The 24,233-nt window shown below is 72.1% G+C and carries 13 protein-coding genes; 7 read left to right on the top strand and 6 right to left on the bottom strand.

The features are described 5' to 3' along the window. Positions 1 to 101 precede the first annotated feature (101 nt). From WMF43_RS31240 to WMF43_RS31230, 3 genes are all read left to right on the top strand, one after another. Positions 102 to 1,499, top strand: a complete 1,398-nt coding sequence (locus tag WMF43_RS31240; RefSeq protein ID WP_437670292.1) for a B12-binding domain-containing radical SAM protein — start codon at positions 102 to 104, stop codon at positions 1,497 to 1,499. A gap of 366 nt (positions 1,500 to 1,865) precedes the next feature. After that, positions 1,866 to 3,374: a hypothetical protein gene (locus WMF43_RS31235; RefSeq protein WP_437670290.1), complete on the top strand. Its 1,509-nt coding sequence runs from the start codon at positions 1,866 to 1,868 to the stop codon at positions 3,372 to 3,374. A 670-nt stretch (positions 3,375 to 4,044) separates the two neighbouring features. After that, positions 4,045 to 5,616 carry a hypothetical protein gene (locus WMF43_RS31230; protein WP_437670288.1) on the top strand — a complete coding sequence of 524 codons (1,572 nt, stop codon included), beginning with the start codon at positions 4,045 to 4,047 and terminating at the stop codon, positions 5,614 to 5,616. Between the two features lie 27 nt (positions 5,617 to 5,643). Here the strand turns inward: WMF43_RS31230 and WMF43_RS31225 are convergent, their stop codons facing one another. After that, positions 5,644 to 6,165 carry a hypothetical protein gene (locus WMF43_RS31225; RefSeq protein WP_437670286.1) on the bottom strand — a complete coding sequence of 174 codons (522 nt, stop codon included), beginning with the start codon at positions 6,163 to 6,165 and terminating at the stop codon, positions 5,644 to 5,646. A 669-nt stretch (positions 6,166 to 6,834) separates the two neighbouring features. Between WMF43_RS31225 and WMF43_RS31220 the strand changes: the two genes are divergently transcribed. Continuing rightward, the gene (locus WMF43_RS31220) at positions 6,835 to 11,700 is read left to right on the top strand and encodes a hypothetical protein (RefSeq protein ID WP_437670284.1); all 4,866 of its coding nucleotides are present in this window, start codon (positions 6,835 to 6,837) and stop codon (positions 11,698 to 11,700) included. A gap of 529 nt (positions 11,701 to 12,229) precedes the next feature. Continuing rightward, the gene (locus WMF43_RS31215) at positions 12,230 to 13,330 is read left to right on the top strand and encodes a serine/threonine-protein kinase (protein WP_437670282.1); all 1,101 of its coding nucleotides are present in this window, start codon (positions 12,230 to 12,232) and stop codon (positions 13,328 to 13,330) included. Between the two features lie 357 nt (positions 13,331 to 13,687). Here the strand turns inward: WMF43_RS31215 and WMF43_RS31210 are convergent, their stop codons facing one another. Both WMF43_RS31210 and WMF43_RS31205 read right to left on the bottom strand, forming a co-directional pair. Continuing rightward, a complete protein-coding gene (locus tag WMF43_RS31210) occupies positions 13,688 to 14,920 on the bottom strand; it encodes a glycosyltransferase (protein WP_437670280.1) in 1,233 nt (410 codons plus the stop codon). An 889-nt stretch (positions 14,921 to 15,809) separates the two neighbouring features. Then, positions 15,810 to 17,915 carry a collagen-like protein gene (locus WMF43_RS31205; RefSeq protein WP_437670278.1) on the bottom strand — a complete coding sequence of 702 codons (2,106 nt, stop codon included), beginning with the start codon at positions 17,913 to 17,915 and terminating at the stop codon, positions 15,810 to 15,812. Positions 17,916 to 18,805: 890 nt separating this feature from the next. Between WMF43_RS31205 and WMF43_RS31200 the strand changes: the two genes are divergently transcribed. Next, positions 18,806 to 19,345, top strand: a complete 540-nt coding sequence (locus tag WMF43_RS31200; protein ID WP_437670276.1) for a GNAT family N-acetyltransferase — start codon at positions 18,806 to 18,808, stop codon at positions 19,343 to 19,345. A gap of 114 nt (positions 19,346 to 19,459) precedes the next feature. Here WMF43_RS31200 and WMF43_RS31195 read toward each other — a convergent pair whose 3' ends face one another. The 3 genes from WMF43_RS31195 to WMF43_RS31185 all read right to left on the bottom strand — a co-directional run bounded on the left by WMF43_RS31195 (position 19,460) and on the right by WMF43_RS31185 (position 23,324). After that, positions 19,460 to 21,082 (bottom strand): trypsin-like serine peptidase, encoded by a 1,623-nt coding sequence (locus WMF43_RS31195; protein ID WP_437670274.1) that lies wholly within the window; start codon positions 21,080 to 21,082, stop codon positions 19,460 to 19,462. A gap of 221 nt (positions 21,083 to 21,303) precedes the next feature. Next, positions 21,304 to 22,662 (bottom strand): PQQ-dependent sugar dehydrogenase, encoded by a 1,359-nt coding sequence (locus tag WMF43_RS31190; RefSeq protein ID WP_437670272.1) that lies wholly within the window; start codon positions 22,660 to 22,662, stop codon positions 21,304 to 21,306. Between the two features lie 347 nt (positions 22,663 to 23,009). Further along, positions 23,010 to 23,324, bottom strand: a complete 315-nt coding sequence (locus WMF43_RS31185) for a hypothetical protein (RefSeq protein WP_437670270.1) — start codon at positions 23,322 to 23,324, stop codon at positions 23,010 to 23,012. 125 nt (positions 23,325 to 23,449) lie between these two features. Here WMF43_RS31185 and WMF43_RS31180 point away from each other — a divergent pair, with 125 nt between their 5' ends. After that, on the top strand, positions 23,450 to 24,109 hold the full coding sequence (locus WMF43_RS31180) for a histidine phosphatase family protein (RefSeq protein WP_437670268.1): 660 nt from the start codon (positions 23,450 to 23,452) through the stop codon (positions 24,107 to 24,109). Positions 24,110 to 24,233: the final 124 nt, after the last annotated feature.

The following is a 24,233-nucleotide window of genomic DNA, read 5'->3' as shown; positions in this document are numbered from 1 at the left end:
CGACGCGCCGCGGCGCGCGGCGTCGCCTGCCGGCGGCGGGCCCCGGGACCGCGCGCGCCGGCTGTCCGGCCCAGGGGGCGCCGTGATACACACGATCTGCCATGCAGATCGAGCTCATCGCCACGGCGAGCGAAGATTCCGCCTACCTGCCCAGGGTGGGCCTCGGCACCCTCGCGGCGCTCACGCCGCGGGAGGACGAGGTCATCTACACCGATGACGTCGTGACGCCCTTCGACCTCCAGCGCGACGTCAAGGACGTCGACCTCGTCGGCATCAGCGTCGACAGCAAGACCGCGCGCCGGAGCTACGATATCGCCGCCGCCTACCGCCGGCGGGGCATCAAGGTGGTGCTCGGCGGCATCCACCCTACGGCCTGCCCGGACGAGGCGATGCAGCACGCGGACGCCGTCGTGGTGGGCGAGGCGGAGGACGCCTGGCCGATCCTGCTCGCGGACGCGAAGCGCGGCGAGCTCAAGCCGATCTACCGCCCCGAGCTGCCGAGCCTCGCGGGCAGGCCCCCGCCGCGGCGCGACCTGTTCACCTCGAAGAAGTACATCCCGTTCCAGGTCGTGCAGACGATGCGCGGCTGCCCCTACCCGTGCGAGTTCTGCAGCGTCTCCACGGCGAACGGCACCACGATGCGCTTCCGCCCCACCGACGAGGTGCTGAGCGAGCTCCGGTCGCTCGGCAAGCTCATCATGTTCGCCGACGACAACGTGATGATCCACCGGGCCTACTCGAAGGAGCTGTTCACCCGGATGATCCCCCTCAAGAAGCACTGGATCGGCCAGTGCTCGCTCGCCGCGGTCAAGCGCCTCGAGAACGTGAAGCTCATGGCCGAGAGCGGGTGCAAGGCGCTCTTCATCGGCTTCGAGAGCATCGATGAGGAGACGGTCAAGTTCACCGGCAAGCGGCAGAACCGGCCCTCGCAGTACAAGGACACGATGGCGATGCTCCACGATCACGGCATCTCGGTCTGGGGGAGCTTCGTCTTCGGGTTCGACACGGACGACCCCGAGGTGTTCGATCGCACCGTCGAGTTCGGCATCGACATGAAGCTGACGATGGCCCTGTACGCGATCCTGACACCCTATCCGGCGACGCAGCTCTACCGTCGTCTGAAGTCGGAGGGGCGCCTCACCGACGAGCGCTGGTGGCTGCGCCGCGATCACGACGCCGGATCACCTTACTTCGTCCCCAAGCAGATGTCGCGGGAGCGGCTCCGGGAGGGGTGGATGTCCGCGTGGAAGAAGTTCTACTCCTACTCGTCGATGCTGCGCCGGTTCACGCTGACGCGGCAGTCGAGCTGGATCCAGCTGGCCGGCTTCTGGCCGCTCAACTTCATGCAAAACTCCCTGGCTCACCGCAAGATCGCGGGCGGCGAGCAGCGCTTCCGGTCCGGCGTGCACATCGAGGACACGGCCCCTCCGCCCGTGGCGCAGCCGGAGCCGCAGCCGGCCAAGACGAAGAACGGCAGGCAGCTGCCGGTCATCGGCTGACGGGAACACTCCCCCTCACACTCCACGTCTCCCCCCGTCGGCGCCGGACTGCCACCTCCGGCGCGGCGCCCGTCATCGCCGCTCGGCCGCGATGACGCGGCGCTTTGCCGCGGCGCTCCTCGTCGCGACGGACGCCGCGCGCCCGCGGCGGAAGCGCGTCAACTCGCCTGCAAGCGCGCGTCGAGACGACTCGACCATGGAGCCCTGAGAGCCCGCGCACGCGTGAAACGTCTTTTTGACGAAACGCTACAGTGATACTGTTGCATGGCAATTTGCTACACTCGATGGAACTCCTGGAGCGCCGGGGGCGCGGGCGGGTGTGAACCCGCTTGTCATCACGTCGAGGGTTCCTTGAACGGAGGTCTCATGCGTCGTTTTCGTCTCTCCTCCTCACTCGTCTTCTTGCTGGGCGCCGTGGCGTCCAGCGCCGGCGTCGCGGGCAGCTGCAGCGCGACGGGCACGCACGGCGCGAACGCGGGAGGGGGGGGCGACGACAGCACGGCTGGGACGGGCGGCGACGGCGGCGCGGGCACGGCCCCCGACGGCCTCGGCGGCAACCTCGACCTCGACGGCGGGAACGGCGGGGAGGACGTGGCGATGAACCCGTGCGGGAGCGCGTGTGGCCCGACCGAGCTGTGCAACGCGGCCAACATCGGCCTCGACGACGACTGCGACGGCGAGATCGACGAGACGTGCCACTGCACGCCGGGCCAGGCGAGCTCGTGTTTCCGCGGCGATCCGTCGTTCCGGGACGACGAGGGCTGCTTCCCCGGCACCCAGCTCTGCGACGAGACGGGCACGTGGGGCGCGTGCGTCGGCGGCGTGCACGCGGACGAGGGCTGCTTCGGGGGCAGCGTCTCCGTCTGCCGCCCGCTCCAGGCGCCGCCCTTCGCCGACGTGGACCTCAAGGAGGGCACCGGCCCGTTCAGCGACGATGCCGTCCCGGGCACCGAGGTGTGGACGGTGACCTGTCCCGCGGGCATCGACCCGTGCCCTGCCGTGAGCGGGGCGGATCCGGCGGATGATTTCAAGCCGCTCCAGTCGGGCGAGTACACGGTGACGTACACGAAGGGCCTCCGGGGCGGCGGGACCGAGAGCTGCGAGTACCCGCTCTTCGTCGGCGCCCGCGGCCTGCGCGTCGAGCTCGAGTGGGAGCACGACCAAGGGAGCGCGGATCTCGATCTGCACCTGCACCAGCCGGGCAACACGCAGCCCTGGTTGACGTCCGGCTCGCCGTTCGACTGCGGCTGGGGCAACTGTACCATCGAAAAGCTGTCGTCTAACAGGCAGATCCGCTGGTTCAGCGACAGCGCGACGCCCCCTGCCCCGGTGAACTGGTTCTTCGACTCGGTGGAGAGCAACAACACCTGCTTCTACGCCCCCCGCGGGGTGGGGGAGGCGTGGCGGGACCACCGCAGGGGCTGCCACAACCCGCGGCTCGATCTCGACAACGTGAAGTGCAATCCCGCGATCACCGATCCGAACGACGACGAGTTCTGCGCGCCCGAGAACATCAACATCGATTTTCCGCCGCGGGACCAATGGATGCGTATCGGCGTTCATTACTACGGTCAGAGCGGCGTGCAGGGCGACGTCCACCCGCGGATCAAGATCTTCTGCAACAGCGCGCTCGGGGCCGATCTCGGGCCCACGGGGTTCTACTCCCCCGAGCGTCCCGTCGCGTTCGCCCGCGCGGGCTCGAGCGAGCTCTTCTGGCTCGTCGCCGACGTGCTCTTCAAGACGCCCGACGAGTGCGGGCAGGAGACCTGCGTCGTCCAGCCGCTCTACGAGGATGCGCTCCAGAAGACGCCGCTGCTCACCACGGAGGCGTACGTGGAGTCGAACTTCGGTCCCGACTACCCGCCGGTCCCCTGAGCGGCGGCGCGCCGACTCGCCCGGAGCGCCGGCGTTCCGAGCTCCCCCCGCCGGCGTCCGAAGTTCCCGAGCGCGTGCGGTCAGAGCTCCCCCGGAGCGCCGGCGCTCAGAGCTCCCCCCGGAGCGCGTGCGGTCAGAGCTCCCCCGGAGCGTCGGCGCTCAGAGCTCCCCCCGGAGCGCGTGCGGCCAGAGCTCCCCCCGGAGCACCGACGCCCAGCACTCTCCCCACAGCGATCGGCGAGCCGCCGCCCGGCCGGCGGCGGGCGCCGCGCCCCGGTCCTGCCGTTGCGCGGTGACCGCCTCGGCGCAGCCGGGGCGAGGTGGACCCCGGGTCGTCCTGGGGAACTCGGCGCGGCGTAATGGCGGCGTAGTGATCTTCCTGATCGCGTCCATCGGCGACCCGGCGCGCGGCGGCTCGTCGTCGCCGGCGCCGGCGCCGGCCGACGGGTCATGGTGGGCTCGTGCTCGTGCCTTCCTGAACCTGCAAAATCATTCCGTTTGTCACCCGGCTGAAGGTCGTGGCGCACGATCCCCCGTCCACCTGGGCGCGATCGTGCCTGTGAACGCGCCGTGGCGTCTTCACTTTGCTAAGCTACGGTCCTCCTGTCGCGGCGCTTACGGGCGCCAGCCCTGCCGCGACGCCGCGCCGTGTCCCTCGAGTGGAGGCATCATGTTTCGTTTTCGTATCTCCTCCGTGCTCCCCGTCGTGATGACAGCCGCCGCTGCGGGTGCCGGCATTGCGGCCGGCTGCAGCGCCGAAGGCATTCGCCATGACTTCGGCGAGGCGACGACGGGCACGTCGAACGTGGGCGGCGCCGGCGCCGCCGGCGGCGCCGCCGGCTCGGGCGCTGCCGGGACGGGCGGGACGGGCGGCGCGCCCGACGACATCGGCGGGCTGGGCGGCGACATCGACGTCGACGGGGGCGGTGAAGATCCGGGGGACGTGACGGTGAACCCGTGCGGGAGCGAGTGCGGCCCCGTGGAGCTCTGCGGCGTCGACGAGAACGGCGTGGACCACGACGGCCTCGACGACAACTGCAACGGGGTGATCGACGAGACGTGCGCGTGCATCGCGGGCCAGGCGCACGCCTGCTTCCGCGGCGACCCGTCGTACCTGCGCCACGAGGGGTGCTTCCCCGGCACGCAGCTCTGCGACGAGACGGGCACCTGGGGCCCGTGCGTCGGCGGCGTGCACGCGGACGAGATCTGCTACGAGACCGATCTCAGGGGTTGCCATGCGATCCAGGCGGCGCCGTTCGCGAACGTCGACCTGAGGACGGGCCTCGGCACGTTCGGCGGGGATGCGGTCGCGGGCTCCGAGGTGTGGACGGTGGAGTGCCCGGCGGGCGTGGACCCGTGCCCCTCGGTCGGCGGGGCGGACGAGGACGACTTCAAGCCGCTGCAGTCGGGCGAGTACAAGGTGACGTACACGAAGGGCCTCGCGAACGGCGAGACCGAGACGTGCGCGTACCCGCTCTTCGTCGGGGCGCGCGGCCTCCGCGTCGAGCTCGAGTGGGAGCACGAGCCGACCAGCGTCGACCTCGATCTCTATCTCCACAAGCCGAACAACACCCAGCCCTGGACGATCGGCGGCTCGAACGTCGCGTGCGGCTACGCCAACTGCACGATCGACAGCCTCACGGGCGACTCGACCATCACCTGGTTCAGCGACACGGCGACGCCGCCCGACCCCGTGAACTGGTACCTGGATCCGGAGGAGACCAACAACACCTGCTTCTACGCGCCCCGCAGCGTCGGGGAGGAGTGGCGGGACTACGGCAGAGGCTGCCACAACCCGCGGCTCGACCTGGACAACATCTACTGCGATTACAACGTGACGGATCCGGACAACCCGAGCTTCTGCGCGCCGGAGAACATCAACGTCGATTTCCCGCCCAAGGCCGGCTGGATGCGGGTCGCCGTGGACTACTTCGGCGGCGGCTCGCGCATGGACGTGCACCCGCGCGTGAAGATCTTCTGCAACGGCGAGCTCGGCGCCGACCTCGGTCCCGCCGGCTTCTACGACCCCGAGCAGCCGGTCGCGTTCCTCCCGGATGACTCGGGCGACATGTTCTGGCTGGTCGCCGACGTGGTCTTCCCCGACCCGGGGGAGTGCGGCACCAACACCTGCATCGTCCGCCCCATCTACGCCGATCCGACGACGAAGACGCCGTACCTCGCGTCGCGGCGGGAGATCATGGGGAACTTCGGTCCGCCGTACCCCAGCCTCACCTCGCCCTGACCGCGCGCTCCGCCGAGGGGCGCCTCGTCACGCCTCGACGCCGGCCCGCTTGAGGAACGCGAGCGCCGGCCCGAGCGCGTAGGCCGGCGCCCTCCCCAGGCGCAGCGTCTCTCCGTTCGCCAGATGAAGGAGCAGCCATCGCGGCGCGAGCCCGGGCTCATCGACCTCCGCGTCCGCGGCCGGCGGCGTCGACACGCCCACGACCGCCCCCATCGGAAAAATCCGCCGGAACCCGCGGCCTTCCTGGACGATCTCGGCCCGTTCGAAGTCGAGTCGGAACACGCCGTGGAGCCGGCGTCGTCGTCGGGCGGCCAGCAGCGCTGCGGTGGCGCCGGCGCCCCATGTCACGGCGATGAGGAGGATGGGCAGGGGTGCTGCCCGGGCCGTGACGATGCCGGCGATGATGATCGAGGCGACCAGCGCGAACGTGGCGACGCGTCGTACGGCCAGGTCGAGCCCGTCCCCCTGGCAGTCGCAGACGAGCACGTCCGCCCCGTGGGCCAGGATCGCCCCGTCGGCGTTCGAGAGCAGGACGTCCCCCTCCGGCACTGTGTTCCTCCCGATCGAGCAGGCGGCCGGTTTCGATACCGCATTCCTGCCCCCCCGGCCGCTGCTCTTCATCTCCCCGCCCCGCAGATCCGCCCGCCCCCTCGATCGGATCCCCCCCTTCTCCCAGATCTCCAACGTGAGCGCCGTCGGGTGGGGTCGCGCGGCGGGGGCGGGCGGGCGCGCCGAGCACCGACCGAGGCGCCATAAGGCTTCAGGTGGCTCGAGGCTGCAGGCGCGCCTCGTGTGGCGCGCAACGAAACGTCCCAGCCGGCGAGGCCCGAAGGGAGACATGCCGGGTGGTGTCCCCTGCGCAAGCTCTCCCGTCCCAGTCTTGCCGATTGGCCAGCGCCCGCCCGCCCCCGCCGCGCGACCCCACCCGACGGCGCGTTCGGCCGGTCATCCCCTCCGTCAGTCGCCTAACGATCCCCCCGCCGCCCCGTCGATCCCCCCGCCCGCCGCCCCCCCGCAAATGGCCCTCGCCGCAGGAAAATCCCCCGCGGCGCCCCGCCCCCCGCCCCCGTGGCACGCCGTATGCCGCTGTCCCCCTGAACGAGCCACCACGTCAGTCGCGCGCACACGCCGCCGATCGCGGCAAATCGCGCGTGGACGCCGAGGTTCTCGTGCGGGCATGCACGCTCGGAGTCGAGCGCGCCAGAGGAGGGCTCTGCGATGGGTTGGAGTGCGAGACGAGCATTGCTGTCGGCCGTCGTCGTGTGGACGGCCGGCTGCGCCGAGGAGCGACCCGCGATCGATCAAGTCCAGGCGAACGCGCTGAAGAAATCGTTCTTCGTCGGCGCGGACCTGCAGAGCAAGGCGGATGATCCGGAGTTCTGGGCGCGCACCACGGTGATCGACGTGGGCTATGGCGCATCGCAGGACGGGCTCTTCTCCTCGTCGTACGCGCAGGCGGACGTCGCGCGGATCAAATGGGTGATCCAGGAAGATCTGCTCGTCGGCCGCATCACCTACGAGCGCGTGAACGACACCGACGGCAAGGGCGCCGGCGCCGCCACGGACGATGGCGTCGTCGCCGTCGCCTACAAGATCCTCTCCCATTTCGACGTCCAGCCCGAGTACAACCGGACGACAGGGGAGGAGAGCAACGTCATCGTCGAGAACACGACGGACCGTCCCTGGTACGAGCGCGAGTACATGCGGGTCGACTGGTCGAAGAACCTGAACGTCGACTCCTATGATTTCGACACGCTGTCGCTCCTCGGCGTCCACGGCGGCGTGCGCTACGAGCCGCTCGCCTATTACGTGAGCGACCCGAGCCACCCCGACGCGCCCCACCTCGACGTCGAGCAGGGCTACCTCGACGTCACCAACAAGGCCTTCGCCATGCCCCAGCTCGTCGACCTGAGCCGCCTCGGCTGGGGGATCGACAGCCTCCCGGCCTGCATGCTCGACGCCGACTTCACGGGCGGCGCCGCGCCGGTCGGCTCGTGCAACCCGGTCGAGATCACCCTCCGGCAATCGTTCCGCCGCGTCGTCGAGCGCGATTACGAGCCGGCCGAGTGGGACGGCTACCGCTTCCAGGCCTACGGCGCGTTCGTCCGGGAGCGCTACGGGTACGCCCGCAACTACGGCATGAGCGACACCAAATGGCACCGCATGATCAGCCGCTACAACCTCTGGGAGCGCAGCCACTATTACTCGGATCCTGAGGGCATGACGGGCGAGATCCCGTGCTTCACCCCCGAGACCACCCCGAGCGGCGCGGATCCGCACCGCGATGTGGACGGCAACGGGACCGAGGACGAATGCGAGGCCGTCACCGGGGCGACCCTGGAATGGGAAGGCGACCTGGTGCAGGTGGGCCCCGGCTCCCGGTGCGACACCTTCAAGCAGCGCTGCACCCTGCCTTACCAGCGGCGCAAGGCCGTACCGCAGCCGTGGTACGTCACCTCGGAGAGCAACCCCGACTACTTCGACGCCACCGCCGCGGCGGCGCACGAGTGGGACGTCGCCCTGCGCAGCGCCGTCGTCACCGCGAGGTACGCCGAGTGCGCGCGGACGCGCGGCGACGCCGGGCAATGCCGCGCGGCGTTCCCGATCCTCGACGGGCAGATGGACGACGACGCCGATGCCGTCGCGCTCGCGCGCGAGGTCGACGCGTGCCGGCGCGGCGCCGCGCCCGGCGACGCGGGCTGCGACGCCCTCGCCGACTCGCTCGCCGCGCGCCGCGGCTACGCGCCGGGCGTCGTCGCGCTCGCGAAGATGCCCGAGATGCTCGTGCTCTGCCACAGCCCCGTCGAGGCGGACGATCCGGCGGCGTGCGGCGACCGGCGGCTCCCGGCGGGCGTGACCGCCCGGATGTGCCGCGACGAGCGCCGCAAGCCGGCCGGGCGCGACGCCGCGCTGATCGAGGCCTGCGACGCGGCGCTGAACGCGCGGATCGGGGACCTCAGGTACCACCAGGTGAACAGCTTCGAGGCGCCGCAGTCGCCCTCGCCCTGGGGCATCTACAGCGACTCGGAAGACCCGCTCACGGGCGAGAAGATCGCGTCGAGCATCAACGTCTGGACCCATGTGAACGACCTCTGGAGCCAGGGCGTCGTCGACGCCGCCCGCTACGTCCAGGGAGAGCTCAGCACCGAGGACGTCACCGACGGCCGCTACGTGCGCGCGTGGGCCCAGGCGAGCGAGGGCGCCTCGAAGGGCGGCGCGTTGCCGCGGCTCACGCGGGAGGAGCTCGACCGGCGCGTCGCCGCGGCGGCCGGGCTCGACGCGGGCGCCCTCCCCGGCGACGGCGCCGACGCCTTGCGCGACCCGCGCCTCCGCGCGCGCCTCGAGCGGCTCTCGAAGGAGGTGCGCGCCATCGCCGCCGACGCGAGCGCGCCCGACAGCATGCGCGCGGTCTACGCGGCGCGCCGCAAGGCCGCGGTGGGCACGGCGCTCGAGGCGGAGCTCACGACGAAGGCGATGCAGCAGCTCACCGGCGTCGCGGGGCTGCCGCTCACGGACGAGGTGATGCGCGTCGCCTCGCCGCTCCAGGGCGCCAACCCGAGCGTGCAGCGCGACCTCAGGAACCTGAAGGAGATCGCGCTCGCCGGGCGGGGCGCGTGTGTGCTGCACGAGGCGCCGGCCCCGCTCGCGACCGCGGCCCTCGCGGACCTCCTGGAGGAGAAATTCACGAACGATTACGGGCACTTCGGCGAGGGCGACGCCGCCCAGCGGGCGCGGCGCGCCGAGGCCATGCGCCGCTACCTCGCCCAGCGGGCGCACTACGCCGTGATCATCCACGAGATGGGCCACTCCATCGGCCTGCGCCACAACTTCGTGAGCTCGTCCGACGCCTGGAGCTACCGGCCGCAGTACTGGCAGCTGCGCACGAAGAACGGGCGGGTGAAGACCCCGTGCGACACGCTGTCGGACGACGGCGAGCGCTGCGTCGGGCCCCGCTACTTCGACCCCGTCACCGAGGGCGAGCGGAAGAACCTGATCTGGATGTTCATGCACTCGTCCACCATGGATTACGCCGGCGAGCCCACGCAGGACCTCATCGGCCTCGGCGCCTACGACTTCGCCGCGGTTCGGATGTTCTACGGCGACGCGGTCGCCGTACACGCGGACCCGAGCTACCTGGCGGGCTCCCCGCGCGGCAAGGGCACGCTCGCCAAGATCGACAACTTCGGCGGCGTCCTCGGCATCCGGCCCGAATACGACGGCAAAGACATCCATTACTCGGCGCTGCAGAGCAAATACGATCTGATCCGGCCGGACACCTGCGTCGAGGTCGATCCGACCGCGTACATGCCCTCCGGCTGGGACGAGGCGCGGGACGGCGCCTGGCACCCCGTCCTCGACGGCCACATCGTGCCGGTCGACGGCAAGTACACGCGGTGCCGGCAGCAGAAGGTCGATTACGTCCCGTGGCGCACGCTGTCGACACCCGAGGACGCAAAAGGGCCCTCGGTGGATCCCGCGGGGCGCACCCGCGTGCCGTACGGCTTCGCGACCGACCGCTGGGCCGATCTCGGCAACCTCAGCGTGTACCGGCACGACAACGGCGCGGACCCTTACGAGCTCTTCAACTTCTTCATCACGCAGCAGGAGGTGAACCACATCTTCGACAACTACCGGCGCGACCGGCAGACCTTCAGCGTGCGCGCCGCGTCCGAGCGGACGCTGAACCGCTACAACGCGAAGATGCGCGACGGCGCCAAGGGGCTCGGCCTGATCGCCAACCTCTACCGCCAGGCCGCGCTGGAGCTCGGCGTCGACTTCGATACCTTCTGGGGCCCCGCCGCGGGCCGGACCTTCCGCGACAACCTGCTCGCGGCCGGGATCGCGTTCGATCACTTCACGCTCCAGATGGCGCGCCCGCAGCCAGGCGAGCACTTCCTCCCCGAAGGGGACACCGTGCTCCGATCGGCGCGCGACGTCCTGACCGATCCCGGCGAGACGCAGGTGATCGTCCCGAACGGCGCGACAGGGTATTTCGGCGACATCGCCCTCGGCGGCAAGCCGCTCGAGAGCGCCCTCGCGGAAGACAAGGGCGAGTACGACTCGGCCTACACGATCAACGCCGGCTCCTATTATGACAAGGCGTGGGTGGCGATGTTGATGACCGAGTCCGTCGACAACTTCATCAGCGACTCGCGGCTCGACTTCCTCGACGCGCGCCACCGCGCCGTCTCGCTCGCCGACGTCTTCCCCGACGGGTACCGCCGCTGGCTCGCCAACAACCTCACCGGCGACGACGCCATCAAGGGCGTGCGCGTCGAGGCGGATCAGCGCGGCCGGCCGATCAAGGACTCGAGCGGGTATCCGGCGGGCGCGATGGCCTGGACCTCGTGGTGGAGCAAGCGCGGGCCGGAGAGCTGCTTCCCCGGCGAGGGGAGCATCGTGTGCAGCGTCTACGGCGCGCCGGACAGCGCGCCGTGGGACCCGCGCGCCCCGGCCGCGGTCGCCGTCCTCGACCCGCAGGTCGGCTGGGAGCAGCAGAAGTTCCTGATCGCCTGGACCCTCCTGTACCTGCCCGAGAACCAGATGCAGACGTGGCTCGACATGATGCAGATCTGGGAGGTCGGCGCCGACACCGACCCTGGGTTCACGAACCGGATCGAGCTCCACCACCCGTCCGGGAAGGTGTTCGTGGCGAAGACGTTCGGCACCGAGACCCTCTTCGGCAAGGTCGTGCAGAAGGGCATCGGCGCGCGCATCCTGGAGCACGCCAACGAGCTCCTGGCGAAGGCCTACGTCACGGCGCCCGGCCCCGACCTCGACGGCGACGGCGACGCGGACTGGCACGAGGTGACGCTGAGCCCGGAGGGCGGGCAGCCGATCGTCCGGTGGGATCCCACGATCGCCGCCGTCGCTCCGGACGGCGGCACGGAGCGCGACGGCGTCCCCGGATGCCAGGCCGACCCGGACGAAGGCGACGGCGATTACAGCGAATTCTACCAGTGCACGTGCTCGTCGAACCGCGCGTGCGTCGCGCTCGAGAGTTACGTCTCGGTGCCGGTCTTCATCCGCCAGGCGCTGTCGGCATACCGGCTGGGGGATCCCACGCTCAAGGGCATCCACTGAGCCGGCGTCCAGACCCGCCCACGGCGAGCGCGATCTCGGCAGATGTGACGAGGGGATGACGGTGCTGTTGAGCTCGGGTGATCAGGGCGACAGGACCCTTTGTGCTCCCCGCAAACCAGGGGGCTCGTCTCACCGTAGCTGCATCCTGGTAATCCCCTGAACCGCACACGGTCCACGGCGGCACGATGGTCGCGGCATTTTGCCACGCGGGGCAATCGGCCCCAGGGGGAGCGCTCGATCTTGCTGCGCTCGTCCAGCGGGCCTGCATGGCGCGGCTTTTGCTGAACTTTTCCGTGCAATGACGTGCTGTTGGCACCGCCGGCCCGAGGCGCCTCCGATGTCGGCGGCGAAGGGAGGCCGGCAGGGCGCGGTCCCTACACGTTGCACCCTCAGCTTGCCGTCGTGGAGCGCCGATCCATCTGGACAGCCGAGCTCTGGATACCCGGGACGTGAAGAGGAGCACCTCGTCTCCTCGACCCGGGGATGATTTGAAGGATCGGTCGCCCGAAGGCATAGAAAAGAGTCAGCGATGGACTTCGAGAATGGCGCGCACGTCCGGAGAGCGCAGGCACGCGTGGGAACGGTGCTGAGCGGCGCGTGGCGGCTGGATGCCTTGGTCGGTCTCGGGGGGATGGCCGCGGTCTATGCGGCGACGCACCGGAGCGGAGCGCGGGCCGCGATCAAGCTGCTGCACCCCGAGCGGGCGGCGGACAAGATCGACCGGGCCCGGTTCCTCCGCGAGAAGGCGATCGCGAACGCCGTGAACCACCCCGGGGTCGCCGCGGTGCTCGCCGACGGCGTGGCCGAGGACGGCTCGCCGTTCCTCGTGATGGAGCTCCTCGAGGGGGAGACCGTCCTCCAGCGCTGGAAGGCGCAGAAGGGCGCGCTCGCGCCGGACGAGGTGCTCTTCCTGAGCGAGCAGATCCTCGACGTGCTCGCCGCGGCGCACGAGAAGGGGATCGTCCACCGCGATCTCAAGCCGGACAACATCTTTCTCACGCGCGACGGCGGGGTGAAGATCCTCGATTTCGGCATCGCGCGCCTGCGGGTCCCCTCGTCGCAGACCTCGCTGGCGGGGCTCCGCGCCATGGGCACGCCGGCGTACATGCCGCCCGAGCAGGCCCGCGCGCGCTGGGACCTCGTCGACGCGCGGACCGACATCTGGGCGCTGGGCGCGACGATGTTCGCGCTGCTCACGAACCGGTACGTGCAGGAGGCGCCGACGGTGAACGAGCTCTTCTTCCTGCGGATGACGTGCCCGATCCCGTCGCTCGCGAAGGTCGCGCCGTCGATGCACCCGGCCGTGGTGCGGCTCGTGGACCGCGCGCTCGAGTTCGCGCAGGAGGACCGCTGGCCTGACGCGCGATCGATGCTGGCGGCGGTGCGCGAGGCCCGGATCGCGGTCGCGGGCGCGCCGCCGCCCCGGCGGTCGAGCGTGCCGCCGCCGCCCCGGCGGTCGAGCGTGCCGCCGCCCCTGCGGCCGAGCGTGCCGCCGCCCCTGTCCGTGCGCGCCGACGCCGCGCTCGACGCGCGCGCGCCGTCGGCGCGCTCCGGGACGCGGCCCTCCCGCACGCCGGCGCCGCTCTCGACGGTCCCTCGCTCGCTCTCGACGATCCCGCGCGCCCCTTGAGCGCGCCTGCGCGCTGGACCGCAGGCGCGGGCTGACCGCGTGGACGCGCCCGCGCGCCGAGGCGCAGGCGCGGGCTGGCGGCGTGGACGCGCCCGCGCTCCGAGCCGCAGGCTGGCGGCGTGGACGTGCCCGCGCGCCGGGCCGCAGGCTGGCGGCGTGGACGCGCCCGCGCGCCGGGCCGCAGGCTGGCGGCGTGGACGCGCCCGCGGGCTGCGCTGCGCCGCCGGCCGATGGAGCCGCAAAGGCGCGGAGGGCGCAGAGAAGCGGGCGTTCCCTGCGTCTTCCGCGCCTTCGTGGTCCACCCGCGACCCGGCGCCGCGGAGGCGGCCGGGGCGCGCCGGGGCGCGCTGCCGTGGTCTACGCGTTCAGCCCGGCGAGCAGCGCGCTCGCCCGCAGGACGCCGCGGCGCTCCGAGATCCGCCGCGAGAGCAGGCTCTCGTAGATATCCATGTAGCTCGCCATCATGCGCTCGGCCGAGTAGCGCCCGAGGGCGAGCTTCCGGCCGCGCTTCCCCAGGGCCTCGGCCCGCTCGGGGTTCGACTTGAGCGCGGCGAGGTGCTCGGCGAGCGACTCGACCGAGCCCGAAGGCACGAGCAGGCCCGCCTCGCCGTCGCCCAGGAGGGCCGGGATGCCGCCGACGGCGGTCGAGACCACGGGCAGCCCGGTGGCCATCGCCTCCACCATGGAGAGCGGCAGCCCCTCGGACGTCGACGACAGGACGAAGGCGTCCATCGCGGCGAGGAACTCGGGCACGTCGTGCCGCTCCCCGGCGAACACGACGCGATCGCTGATGCCGAGCTCCTCGGCGAGCGCGCGCAGCGGGGCGGCCTCGGGCCCGTCCCCCACGAGCAACAGGCGCCCGTCCTCGGACAGGACGCCCGCGGCCGCGGCCGCGCGGAGCAGCAGGGCGTGGTTCTTGACCTGCGACAGGCGCCCGACCGAGCCCGCGACCCACGCGTCCGCGGGGATCCCGAGCTCGGCGCGCACGCGCGCCCGGGCCTCCGGGTCGGGCCTGAACCGGGAGAGGTCGATTCCGTTCAGGATCACGTGCAGCTTCGAGCGCGGGACCTCGTTGTTCTTCAGCATGAAGTCGGCCGTCGACTGCGACACGGCCACGTGCGCGTCCGCGAGCCTGGCCGCCACGTGCCGCAGCCACGCCCTGCGGCCCTGGTCGAACACCGCGCCGTGCAGCGTGTGGCAGACAGGTACGCGGTGGAGCCGGCCCGCGGCCGTCGCGTAGATGAGCGGCATCTGGTTGTGCGAGTGCACGATGGAGACGTCGTGCTTGGCGAAGAACGCCGCGAGCTTGCCGGGGAGCGTGATGTCGAAGCCGGGGCGCTTCGGGATCATGTGCACCTCGACGCCGCGCTCCCGGAGCTGCTCCGCGCGCGGACCCTGCGCGTTGGTCGCGATGCCCACGACCTTCACGTCATGCCCCGCGTCCCGCTGCAGACCGGCGAGGTCCACCACCACCTGCTCGGCGCCTCCTACCTGGAAGGAGTTCAGCACATGCGCGATCACAAGACGGTTGCGGCGCCCTCGGGTCGTCAGTGCAGGCTGGGTGTTCTTCATAGCGTGGGTTGTGCTCATGGTTCCCCTCTAGGGTGCGCACGGGCGCATGTGGTCTGACCTGAGAGAAACCCCTCCTTCGTGTCGTGATCCCCAGAGGGAAGTTACCACAGAGTTTCGGGGGCAGGCAGGACTCTTCGGAGTCCTGCCAAACATGCCTCTTACCTCTGGGTTGAAGTGAGGGGGTACCTTCATAACGGGCCAACTTGGATACTTGCAATCACCGCTGTGGCAGATGGCAACAGCTGTGGCAAAGGACGACCGCCAGGAACGAACGCGCGCCGGCAGCCCTGCGGGAGCAGCAGGGGAGAACCGGCCAGTGCGCCGGAATAGTTCGCGCGGGACGCGAAATTTTTACGTCATCTTGAAAGGGCCGCGCGTTCATGAGGTCACCGCCCGCGATGCTTGCGAAAAGCGTGCAAGCTGCTTTACGCCGCGGCGCGTCTTTCCAGCGCGGTGTGACAGAGGCGCACGGCGCGCCGCCGATGTAGGGAACTCCCCGATCGCGGCCTTGGCGCTCTTCTGGAGGGCCGCAGAAGCACGTCCCCTGCGGCGAACCGCCTCGCGCGGGCCGCGTAGCGGCCGACACACCCGCTGCGCCGCCGCCGGCGGGGCCGCCCCGAGCGGCGTGAAGAGCTCCTGCGCGCGGCCCGAGGCTGCCCATGGCGCCGGGTCCCCCGGCCAGGTGCTGCTCTTCGGCATCAGCCCTCTGTGCGCATGCTGCTCGGCAGCATCTGTCCCGCGACCCGATATGTACGACGGTGAGCCACAGCGGAGGTTCTGGGGAGTGTTTGTGATTTGAATTGCAATTTGTCCCCCCTGTCCCCGGGGTGCTGGGGAGAGGGGGGACAGAGGCGGGCTCGCGGCGCGGGCTCACGCCAGGTGCGTGGCGCGCTTGCGCTCGTCGGGCTCAGTGCACGGGGAGCTCGGCGCAGACGGCGAACGTGGTCAGCGCGATGGTCTGGCCCTTCTTGCCGTAGCCGCTGTCGAACATGGCGGTGGCCGTCCAGCCCACGCGGCCCTCCTCGGCGGAGTCGAGCGGCGAGTTCTCAACCACCCTGGTGACCGACTGAGCGCCGCCGGAGACCGAGAAGCCGCCGCTGAGGACGATCTCGCCGGCCTTGCAGACCGCCCTGACGTTGACGAACGAGCTCGTGGGATCCGCCTGGCGCGTCACGGAGACGATGCGGATCTTGGTGAGCGCGGGCGGGCCTGCCGGCCCCTGGGGGCCGCGTTCGCCCTGAGCGCCCTTGGGACCCGCCGGGCCCTGCGCGCCGCGCTCGCCCTGAGCGCCCTTGAGGCCGTCGTGGCCGTCGTGGCCCTTGAGGCCCTGCTGGCCGGCGATGCCCGCGGGACCCTGGGGGCCGCGCTCGCCCTTCTCGCCCTTGGGACCCTGGGGTCCGCGCTCGCCCTTGAGGCCGTCGTGGCCCTTGAGGCCCTGGAGGCCCATGGCGCCGTCCTGACCCTTGATGCCCGCCGTACCCGCCGGGCCCTGGGGGCCGCGCTCGCCCTTCTCGCCCTTGGGACCCTGGGGTCCGGCGGGACCCTGGAGGCCGCGCTCGCCCTTCTCGCCCTTGGGACCCTGCGGACCCTGGGGGCCGGCGGGACCCTGGGGTCCGCGCTCGCCCTTCTCGCCCTTGAGGCCCTGGGGGCCCTGGGGGCCGGCGGGACCCTGGGGACCACGGTCGCCCTTCTCGCCCTTGGCGCCGTCGTGGCCGTCGTGGCCCTTGAGGCCCTGGAGGCCCTGGAGGCCCATGGGGCCCTTGGCGCCGTCGACGCCCTTGGCGCCCGGCGGACCCTGGGGTCCGGGGTCACCCTTCTCGCCCTTCGGCCCCTGGGGGCCTTGGGGACCACGCTCGCCCTTGGGCCCCTGGGGTCCGGCGGGACCCTGGGGTCCACGCTCGCCCTTCTCGCCCTTGGCGCCGTCGTGGCCGTCGTGGCCCTTGAGGCCCTGGAGGCCCATGGCGCCGTCCTGACCCTTGATGCCCACCGGACCCGCCGGGCCCTGGGGACCGCGCTCGCCCTTCTCGCCCTTGGGCCCCTGGGGTCCAGCAGGACCCTGGGGACCACGCTCGCCCTTGAGGCCGTCGTGGCCCTTGAGGCCCTGGAGGCCCATGGCGCCGTCCTGACCCTTGATGCCCACCGGACCCGCCGGGCCCTGGGGACCGCGCTCGCCCTTCTCGCCCTTGGGCCCCTGGGGTCCAGCAGGACCCTGGGGACCACGCTCGCCCTTGAGGCCGTCGTGACCCTTGAGGCCCTGGAGGCCCATGGCGCCGTCCTGACCCTTGATGCCCGCCATACCCGCCGGGCCCTGGGGACCGCGCTCGCCCTTCTCGCCCTTGGGCCCCTGGGGTCCAGCAGGACCCTGCGGCCCGCGCTCGCCCTTCTCGCCCTTGACGCCGTCGTGGCCCTTGAGGCCCTGGAGGCCGATGGCGCCGTCCTGGCCCTTGATGCCCGCCGGGCCCGCCGGGCCCGCCGGGCCCTGGGGACCACGCTCGCCCTTCTCGCCCTTGGGCCCCTGGGGGCCAGCGGGACCCTGCGGCCCGCGCTCGCCCTTCTCGCCCTTGACGCCGTCGTGGCCCTTGAGGCCCTGGAGGCCGATGGCGCCGTCCTGGCCCTTGAGACCCGCCGGGCCCTGGGGACCAGAGTCGCCCTTCTCGCCCTTCGGCCCCTGGGGGCCCTGCGGACCGCGCTCGCCCTGGGGCCCCTGGGGGCCCTGCGGCCCGCGCTCGCCCTTGGGCCCCTGGGGACCCTGCGGCCCGCGCTCGCCCTTCTCGCCCTTGACGCCGTCGTGGCCCTTGAGGCCCTGGAGGCCGATGGCGCCGTCCTGGCCCTTGAGACCCGCCAGGCCCTGGGGACCAGAGTCGCCCTTCTCGCCCTTCTCGCCCTTCTCGCCCTTCGGCCCCTGGGGGCCCTGCGGACCGCGCTCGCCCTTGGGACCCTGGGGACCCTGGGGACCGCGCTCGCCCTTCTCGCCCTTGAACCCCTGCTGCCCCACGGGACCCTGAACTCCCATTTGGGAGAACTGCTGATACTTGCCATCGGCCCAGCTTGCGCCTGCGATGGCCATCACGCCCGTAAACCCGGCAAGGACTCCAGCAGAAATCGCGCTCGCTCGATACCTTCGCATGTGACCCCACCTTTCTATCGATCCCGAGCGCCGAGGCGCTCGATCCTGCAGTCAGCCGTGCTCGGAACAGGTGGAGACACAGGCAGAGTGTGAGTCGGGCGAAGGGCGATTTCAGGGCGGATCTCACCCCTGGGCCCAGCCCCGCCTTGCTCGACGAGAGTCCCACCAATACGGATACGAGAAGCCAGGTCGACGCGTCGACGAGACCTCCGCGCGCCGCGCCGTGGCGCGGTCGCCGCCGGATGTCGCCAGCGCCAGGAGGCGCAGGTCGCCGATGCGCTGTGTCTGGAGCAAACCTAAGTTGATGAGGGCGGTACACCAAGCCCCTCTGGAGGGCTTGACGGCCGCGAGCGGGGCGACCCGTCCCGCCGCCGATCCGAGATCACCGCTGGAAAACGGGCCGGGCGGGGAGGCGGGGGGCCGCGCATGGCGCGATGTCGCGGCGCCGCCGATCCCTGGCGCGACAAACGGGTGGAGCGCGAAAATGCGCAGAAGGCGCGCAGGACGAACCACCATGTCAGGACGCCGCGCGAGGGCCGGAGAGGCCAAAAGGACGCGCGGGAAAGACGCTCAGGAAAAGAGAGGATGCCGGCCACACCACGGCAGGACCGAGAGACCCACGACAGCAGGGCGTCCGACCCGGGCCCCGGGGCGCGCGCTGCGCTGCCCGAGCCGCGAGGCCTCCTCGTGGCTCAGGATCGGGCCCCGGCGGTCCCGGGTGGGCTCCGAGCGAGGACGCGGGGGCGCCGGCGCGGCGGACCCGCTACCATGGCGGCATGACCTGGCCTGACATCGACGAGACCGACGCGGGAGACGCCATCCTCTCGACGGAGCGCCTGAACCTCCGCCCCCACCGGCTCTCCGACGCGCCGTTCATGATGCAGCTGAACTCGGATCCGGAAGTGGTCCGCTACACCGGCAACGCGGCCTTCGCCGATGAAGCGGAGGCGCGCGCGGTCGTCGAGCGGCTGGCGAAGCAGTACGCGACCTGGCGGATGGGTCGGTTCGTCGTCCTCGACCGGAGGACAGGGGAGAAGCTCGGCTGGTGCGGGCTGAGGTGGTGGGAGGAGACCGAGGTCGCGGACCTCGGATACCGCTTCTTCCGGAAGCACTGGGGGGCCGGGTACGCCACCGAGTCGTCGAGGGCGTGCATCCGTTACGCGTTCGAGGATCTCGGGCTCCCACGCCTCATCGCGACCGTGATGCCCGAGAACGCGGCGTCGATCCGGGTGCTGGAGAAGCTCGGGTTCCACCGGACGGGGCCGGCCTCGATCGAGGGGATGCCGGCCCTCGGGTTCGAGCTCCGGAGGGCCTGAGCCGCGCTCGCCAGGGCCCGCGGCGTGGCGGAGAGACCGCGGCGCGGCGGAGAGACCGCGGCGCGGCGGAGCGCCGGCTCAGGGGCGCCGGCGCCGGCCGGGAGCGCGGCCGCCTCAGGGGGGGAGCAGGTAGTCGAACGGCTCGCCGACGTTGCCCGCCCAGTCGGTGGGGCGCACGCAGAACCGGGCCGGAAGCTCGCGGGCGCCGAGGACGATGGCAATGCGCCGGTAACGGCGCCACGCGGCCGCAGGATCATCGCAGTCCGTCGTCTCCGGCGGGCCGACGTGGTACTCGAAGTCGGCGAGCTCCGGCAGCGAGAAGATCGGCTCGACGCGCAGGCCTTCGGTCGCGTCGCCCACGATCGAGAGCTCGGGACGGCGCGTCGGCGGCGTCGTGTCGATCGTGGTGAGGACGACCGTGGGGAAGGCGAGCGGCTGCCACGCCCCGTCGTGCACCTCCGTCGGCCCGGCGATCACGCAGAGCTGCTGGACGCCCTCGAGCTCGGGCAGCGGCAAGATCGAGAGCCCCTGCGATGCGAGCTTGATCGGCGCCGAGTAACCCTCTTCCTTGCGGCAGTCGATGCTGCCGCCGCGGCCCAGCTTGTAGCGGAAGAACGCGAGCACGTCCCGCTCGCCCAGCGTCACCTCCCAGGTGTTCGCCGCGCCGGTCGCCGCGTCGCTCGGGCGTGCGCGGGGCGGAGGGTAGGTGAGCACGTCGAGCGCGCGGCCCGGATCGAGCGGGCAGCCCTCGCGGTCCAGGGCGAAGCGCCCGCCCTCGTCGAAGCAGGCGCCGAGGCCGGTCACGCTGACGGCGTAGCTCGCGCGCTCGACCGACACGCCCGGCGGCGCGCCGACCTCGCACGGCCTGCCGAGGAAGCAGTCGCCGTCGGGCGGGCTGCCCTGGGTCGTGGTGTTGACGACCGCATGGACGCGCTGCGCCTCGTCGAGCACCGGCGAGCCCGAGCTGCCGTTCGCGATGTCGGCGCAGCGGTTCCGGTGCGCCCCGAACCAGTGCCAGCCGCGCTCGACGACGTCGAAGGGGCCCTCGTCGCTGCAGCGGGCGCGGCGCAGGAACTCCACCTCGAGCTGCGGCGCGCCGACCACGGACACGCGCCCTCCGGGAGGCGGCGCCGACGGGGCGAGGCCGAGCGGGGTGATCCCGCGGCCCGCCAGCGCGCCGAGCGTGGCGTCGAGCTCGACCACCGCGAGGTCGGTCCCCTTCATGGTCGCGTAACGGACGACCTTCGCCGGGACCTCGACGTGCGCGTCGACGGTGTCCTGGAAGTAGTTGAAGAGCATCCGCAGCTCCGGCGTCGCCTCGGTGTCGACGTGCACCGCGTTCGCCGCCTCGGGCACGGCCCAGTCGTGGGTGCAATGGCCGTTCGTCACCACGTGCGCCGGCGCCTCGGGGCGCCCGGAAGGATCGATGAGGAAGGCCGTGCACGCCCCGGAGCCGAGCCCGCCGAGCAGCCGCCCCACCGCGCGGAGCGGCGCGTTCGCCTCGTCCCGCCCGAGCAGCACCTCGGATTCCCCGTTCCCTGGCCCTGGATCGCGGCCGCCCGCCCCGCCGGCCCCTCCGCCCTCGCCCGAGGCGCCCGCGCCGCCCGAGCCGCCCGAGGCGCCGGCGCCGCCCAGGCCGCCCGGGCCGGCGGGCGGATCCGACGAGGAACAAGATGAGGTGACGAGCGCTGCGCAAAGCAGCGTTCCTGCGAGCGACATCGAGAGCGGACGCGGCATGATCGATCGAGCTCCTTGCTCCGGCGTGAGGGCGGATCTTACCTGCCGCGCGCGCGCCTCGCCCGCGCCTTTCCTGCTGCCATGGGCGCCTGTGCGCCCGCGCGACGTCCCGCGACGGGCTCAGGCAGGGTCGTTTTGCCGCTCGTGCTGAGCGCCTGGAGCGGCCGCCGCGCGGGCTCACGCCGGCGTGAGCCCCGCCGCTCAGTCGCCGTCAGTCGCCGTCAGTCGCCGGTGTACGCGACGCGGTAAATGACCCCGTTCGTGTCGTCGCTGATGAGCAGCGACCCGTCCTGCAGCTGGGCGAGGCCGGCGAGGCGGCCGAAGTGCGCGCGGCCGTCGTCGAGCAGCCACCCCGTGACGAAGTCCTCGAAGCCGGTCGGCTGGCGCGTCTCCTTGTCGAACAGGACGCGCACCACCTTGTAGCCCACGGGCGGGTAGCGGTTCCACGAGCCGCGCATCGCGACGAACGCATCGTTCTTGTACTCGGCCGGGAACTGGTCGCCCGTGTAGAAGCGGAAATCGATGGGCGCGCTGTGCGCCTCATAGACGAGCACCGCGGGCTCGGTGCTGGCGGCGTAGGCTTGCTTCGTGGACCCGGGCGGGTCGTCCATGACCGGGTCCGGGGCGGCCTCGCCGGGGCCGCTCGAGTAGGCGTAGGGCCAGCCGTAGTCCTTGCCCGCGACGAGCAGGTTGAGCTCCTCGGGCGGCACCACGCCGCCGCGGTGATCGCTGCCGTGATCCATGCCCCAGAGCTCCTCGGTGCCCGGATACCAGTCGAAGCCGATGGTGTTGCGGAGCCCCGTGGCGAACACGGAGCGGTCTTGCCGCGTTTGCTGGCCCTTGAACGGGTCGATCAGCACCATCGCGGCGTGCTCGGGGTTCGTCTCCGAGCACGCGTTGCAGCTGCTGCCCGCGGAGAGCAGGAGGGATCCGGTGCCGGGGAGGAAGCGCATCGTGCGCTTGGGGTGCTGGCCGCCGTCGGGCAGATCGGTGAGGAGGGCGGTCGGCTCTCCGAGGCTGCCGTCCGCGTTGACGGCCGCGGCGTAGAGGCTCGTCGGCGTGGCCAGGTACATCGTCTCGCCGTCCTCGCTGAGCGCGATGCCGTGCAGGTTCTCGAAGCCCGGACCCCCCTCGAAGGCCTTGATCCCGTCGTCTGCCTGACCGTCGCCGTCGGTGTCGCGCAGCAGCAGCACGTCGCCGGGCATCGGCCGCGTGACGTAGACGCCCCCGTCGGCGGCGACCTCCATCATGCGGGCGTTGTCCACGTCCTTCGCGAACACGTTGACGGTGAACCCAGGCTTCGTCACGAGGCGCTCGAGCAGGTCCTCGGAGAACGGCCGCTGCTCCGGCCGGAAGGTGCTGTCGTCGTCCGGGCTGTACCCCCCTGCGCCGCTGTTGCCGCCCGCGCCCTGGCCGCCTCCGCCCGCGCCCTGGCCGCCTCCGCCCGCCGCTGGCTCCTCCGGCGGCGCGCCGCCCGCGCCCGTCGTACCGGCCGGAGACTCGATGGGTTTCACGCCCCCCTCTTCAGCGCAGGACGGGATGAGCAGGAGCATGAGCCATGGCGCAAGACGTCGTTGCATGCGAGAGACCCTTTCCGAACCGAGGCAGGCTCCGGCGCCACGTGGGCGTCCGCAGCACAGCACGTCTCTGTGGGTGACCTCGGCTCGAGCGCGGGATGAAAGCACGCCGCGTACCGCGCGGACGGCGCGCGGCTAAACAAGGGCATTTTACGAAGGCGACGGCCTGCGCCTGTGGCAGAAAAGCGGTGGGCAACTCGCCGCGCGTGGCAGAAAGGCACGTGCGGAATCGGAGGTGCGCGGGCGGCGCGCGACGCCGGCGCGCTGGGTTGGAATGGGAGGGCGCCGCGCGTGTCAAGCGCCGCGCGTGTCAGCGCCGCGCGCCCTCGTCATTTCGCCGCGCGCCCTCGTCATTTCGCCGTGCCGGGCGCGCCCGCCGCCGGGCAGCAGAACAGGTGATCTGGCACGAGCATGGCGCACCCGTCCTTCCAGGGGTCGTCAGGCCAGTAGTCCGTCCGGTTCGGCGCCGGATAGAAATACGCCTTCGGCCGCGCCGGGTCTGCGCAGGCGCGGTCGCGCTCCGGAGCCGCCTCCTTGCCCCTGGGCCCGCCGGCCCCGCCCTTCTTGCAGCCCGCGAGCGCGACGCCGACCACGAGGAGCGCGGAGAGCGCGGCGGCCGCCGCGCGTGCCGGGCGGCGAGGGCGCCTGTCGAGGGTCGTCTTCATGGCCCCATCCTGCACCGGCGGGCGCCCCATCGGAAGCCTGGAGGCGCCGCGGCGGGCGCGCGCCGCGGCGGGCGCGCCCGCGGGGGTCGTCGCGCGGCGATCGCTTGCTACACTGCGCGGCCGACGTGCACGCGACCACGAAGCTGATGCTGATCCGCCACGGGGAGACCGACGACAACCGGGCGCAGGTCTTCCAGGGGCAGGCGGGGAGCTGCCTCAACGAGCGGGGGCGCGCCCAGGCCGCGCGGCTGGCCGAGCGGCTGGTCGGCGCCCGGATCCGGCCCGCCGCGGTCTACTGCTCGGACCTCGAGCGCGCCCGCGAGACGGCGGACATCCTGGGCGCGGCGCTGGGGCTCGCGCCGGCCCTGGACGCGGGGCTGCGGGAGGTGCACCTCGGCGCCTGGCAGGGGCTCAGCCGCGCCGACGTGCAGGCCCGCTTCCCCGAGGAGTGGGCCGCGTGGCGGAGCGGGGTCGACGTCCGCCGCGGCGGCGGCGAGACCTACGCGGAGCTCGGCGACCGGATGACCCGCGCGCTCGAGCGGGTCGCCGAGCGGCACGCGGGCGAGGCGGTGGCGCTCGTCTCCCACGGCGCCGCCATCAAGACCCTCGTGGGGCGGGTGCTCCACATGGGCGCGAGCGGGCTGAAGGCGCTCAAGGTGCCGGCGAACACCGGTGTTTGCCTGATCGAGCGCGACGAGAGCGGCGGTTATCACCTCGTGGTCTGGAACGACGCCTCCCACCTCGGCGACGCGCTGGCCGGGGCGCTCTCCGCGCCCCCGGCGTGAGGCGCCCGGCGCGGCGCGCACCGGGACACGAACGGCGCCACCAACCCGCTCTCCGGACAGCAGCGCGCGGCGGTCCACTCGTCGAATAGAATGGTGTGGCTGAAACGCGGCCGACCCGCTGACG

Source organism: Sorangium sp. So ce131, from assembly GCF_051519095.1.
Classification (GTDB): Bacteria; Myxococcota_A; Polyangia; order Polyangiales; family Polyangiaceae; genus Sorangium.
This window is presented reverse-complemented; position numbering and strand designations above follow the sequence as displayed.

What these genes read in the sequence shown, in the direction of transcription:
- WMF43_RS31240 (WP_437670292.1), top strand. Translation starts at nt 102, where the DNA reads ATGCAGATCGAGCTCATCGCCACGGCGAGCGAAGATTCCGCCTACCTG.
- WMF43_RS31235 (WP_437670290.1), top strand. Translation starts at nt 1,866, where the DNA reads ATGCGTCGTTTTCGTCTCTCCTCCTCACTCGTCTTCTTGCTGGGCGCC.
- WMF43_RS31230 (WP_437670288.1), top strand. Translation starts at nt 4,045, where the DNA reads ATGTTTCGTTTTCGTATCTCCTCCGTGCTCCCCGTCGTGATGACAGCC.
- WMF43_RS31220 (WP_437670284.1), top strand. Translation starts at nt 6,835, where the DNA reads ATGGGTTGGAGTGCGAGACGAGCATTGCTGTCGGCCGTCGTCGTGTGG.
- WMF43_RS31215 (WP_437670282.1), top strand. Translation starts at nt 12,230, where the DNA reads ATGGACTTCGAGAATGGCGCGCACGTCCGGAGAGCGCAGGCACGCGTG.
- WMF43_RS31210 (WP_437670280.1), bottom strand. Translation starts at nt 14,920, where the DNA reads ATGAGCACAACCCACGCTATGAAGAACACCCAGCCTGCACTGACGACC.
- WMF43_RS31205 (WP_437670278.1), bottom strand. Translation starts at nt 17,915, where the DNA reads ATGGGAGTTCAGGGTCCCGTGGGGCAGCAGGGGTTCAAGGGCGAGAAG.
- WMF43_RS31200 (WP_437670276.1), top strand. Translation starts at nt 18,806, where the DNA reads ATGACCTGGCCTGACATCGACGAGACCGACGCGGGAGACGCCATCCTC.
- WMF43_RS31195 (WP_437670274.1), bottom strand. Translation starts at nt 21,082, where the DNA reads ATGCCGCGTCCGCTCTCGATGTCGCTCGCAGGAACGCTGCTTTGCGCA.
- WMF43_RS31190 (WP_437670272.1), bottom strand. Translation starts at nt 22,662, where the DNA reads ATGCAACGACGTCTTGCGCCATGGCTCATGCTCCTGCTCATCCCGTCC.
- WMF43_RS31185 (WP_437670270.1), bottom strand. Translation starts at nt 23,324, where the DNA reads ATGAAGACGACCCTCGACAGGCGCCCTCGCCGCCCGGCACGCGCGGCG.